The organism is Nocardia sp. NPDC047648 (assembly GCF_040642815.1).
GTDB classification, from domain to species: Bacteria; Actinomycetota; Actinomycetes; order Mycobacteriales; family Mycobacteriaceae; genus Nocardia; species Nocardia gamkensis.
Genome location: NZ_JBEYSX010000038.1, coordinates 1 through 2,474, shown reverse-complemented (window position 1 = coordinate 2,474; position 2,474 = coordinate 1). Strand labels below are relative to the sequence as shown.

Below are 2,474 nucleotides of genomic sequence, written 5' to 3'. Positions count from 1 at the left end.
TCCACCGGCAGCGCCGACAACATTCCCGGGGGCTCGAACGCCAATCCGGCGGACGTCTATCGCTACCTCATATCGAAACATGGACTCACGCCCGCGCAGGCCGCGGGGATCGTGGGCAATATCCAGGTCGAGTCGGGTTTCAAGACCAGCGCGTACAACTCGGGCGAAGGCGCTATCGGTTTGTGTCAGTGGCGGGGTGGGCGACGGCAGGCCCTGGAGCGGTTCGCGGCAGCTCGCGGAAAGCCGGTCACCGACTGGAAGGTCCAGGTCGATTTCATGATGGCCGAATTGCGCAGCAATGAATCCACCGCGTATGGATATCTCCGGGCCGCACAGACGCCAGCCTACGCGGCGGCGGTCTTCGACCAGTACTACGAGAGAAGCTCCGGTGAGGCGAGAGGGCAGCGCATCGCCTACGCCAACAGCATTGCCTCGGCGATGCGCAACGTCGCCGTTTGACCTCACCCGGCCTTCGTAGGGTCGCTCGGTGCACTCTTTCTCCGAGGCGCCCCGTGGACGCCCCGCTGCCGCGCGCCGGGACCGGGGGCACTGATATTCCCGCAAGCGGGAACAGGCGAGGCCGTGCGCGAGAGATATCTACATTAAGCTGCGGATACGTTTCGGGACGAGCGCCGAGTAAGAGGCATTCCGAGTCGGGTGAGCCGACAGCCGGGGCAAGGCCGCGTGAGTTCACCGCATCGGCGCGGATTGCCGCGTCGGCTGTGAACTCTTCCGGCTCCAGCACGCGCTGATCGTGTCCGGCGATCGGCAGCGCGTAGCGGGGCGTCCGGCGGAAGGTGAATCGTGGCTGCCTCTGTGATCACCGTTCGTAGTGTCCGCGCGCATCGGGGGGACTGATGGCTCCGACGGATCGCACTCCGCCCGAGCGGGATTCCGATGATCCCGGCGATCCTCGCGACATGCGTGCGAGCGCCACCACCACCACCACCGAGCCGCGCCGCCCCGCCAAGTCCGCGACGCGCGGTGCTCCCACCCCGATCCCGCGGGCGCAAGCAGGTGCGCCGAGCGCCGCGCCGGCCGGTGCGACGGCTCAGGGGCGCGCCCAGAATGCACCGTCGGCATCCGAGACAACTGCTGCCTCGGGCTCCGCTTCCCTTCCGCGCTCGGACGCGCTCGGCATGGCCGGTTCGTCCATGCCCATGGCAGCCGCGGCGATGGGCGCGTTGGCCGCCATCGCGGCCCAGTATGGTGACGGTTCCCCGACCGCCGTGACGGGAAAGTCCTACGCGCCCCCCGATGTCGACGCCGCGCGACCGAGCGGCCCCGTGGTGTGGGACGGTGCACTCGGCTCGCAGTACACCGCGAGCAGCCAGAATCGCGCTCGCCACGGCAATGCGACGCAGTCGATGAACGCCGAACTCGAGCGCATTCTCGGCGGCGCGGTCGACAGCACCACACAGGGGCGCGCCGCGATCGGAGCGATAGTCGCCGAGGTGAACACCGCCCTGACCGCCCTCGGCAATGTCCAGGACACCAACGCGAGCAGGCAACTGGTGATCTCCACTCTCGAAAACGCCTTGCAACGCGCGGGCACAGTGCTGGGTCAGGGGCAGGCCGCGACGGTGCTCACCGCCGATCGGGTGGCGGCGCTGGCCGACAGCTATCTGCGCGAATCGCGGCCGGCCCAGCCGCGCAGACCTCGCCGCACGTCACACTCCGGCCTGCGGGCACCCGGTGGCGGGCCGCCGCGCACACGCCCGTCCGGCCAGCAGGGGCAATGGATCAACGAAGCGTTACAGGTGTTGCGACAGCACGGCTACGACACCCGCCAGATCGATCCGGCCGATATCGCGGCGATCATCCAGCACGAATCCGGTGGCAACCCGAACGCCATCAATCTCTGGGACAGCAATGCCGCGGCGGGAATCCCCTCGAAAGGGTTGATGCAGACCATCGATCCGACGTTCAACGCGTATTCCGTTCCGGGACACCGTGATATCTGGAATCCGGTGGACAACATCGTCGCGGGGGTGCGCTATGCCATCGAGCGATACGGATCGGTCGGCAATGTGCCGGGGATCGTGCAGATGCGGGGCGGCGGCTCGTATGTGGGGTATTGAGCCGGACGGTCAGGCCCAGCGGGCGGCCGCGTAACTGCTGGGCAGCTTCCGGTATTGGACGTGGCCACCGGTATGCGGAGCCTCGACGCACATGCCGTTGCCGATGTACATGATCACGTGACCGGGGTTGTTCGCCCCTTTGAACGATTCGGACGGGAATATGAGGTCGCCGGGCTTGATGTCCCGGGGATTCACCTTGGGCAATGTCCGGTATTGATCCGCGGCGACTCGCGGAATCCGTACACCGGCGGCGGCCGCCGCGTATTGCATCAGGCCCGAGCAGTCGAAAGCGTTCGGCCCCTCCGCGCCGAAGACGTACGGATCACCGAGTTGGGCGAGGGCCACCTGGATCGCCTTCGCGGCTGCTCCCGTCGCACCGCTGCCGGTGTTCGT

At 67.5% G+C, this 2,474-nt stretch carries 3 protein-coding genes; 2 read left to right on the top strand and 1 reads right to left on the bottom strand.

From position 1 onward, the window contains the following. Positions 1-459 (top strand): phage tail tip lysozyme (locus ABZ803_RS35225; RefSeq protein WP_357046205.1); only part of this gene is annotated, 459 nt, incomplete at its 5' end. Positions 460-920: 461 nt separating this feature from the next. After that, positions 921-2,081 carry a transglycosylase SLT domain-containing protein gene (locus ABZ803_RS35220; protein WP_357046203.1) on the top strand — a complete coding sequence of 387 codons (1,161 nt, stop codon included), beginning with the start codon at positions 921-923 and terminating at the stop codon, positions 2,079-2,081. 9 nt (positions 2,082-2,090) lie between these two features. Here the strand turns inward: ABZ803_RS35220 and ABZ803_RS35215 are convergent. Beyond that, a partial coding sequence (locus ABZ803_RS35215) for a C40 family peptidase (RefSeq protein ID WP_357046201.1) occupies positions 2,091-2,474 on the bottom strand: 384 nt, incomplete at its 5' end.

Coding starts and splice junctions, on each gene's coding strand:
- ABZ803_RS35220 (WP_357046203.1), top strand. CDS start 921: ATGCGTGCGAGCGCCACCACCACCACCACCGAGCCGCGCCGCCCCGCC.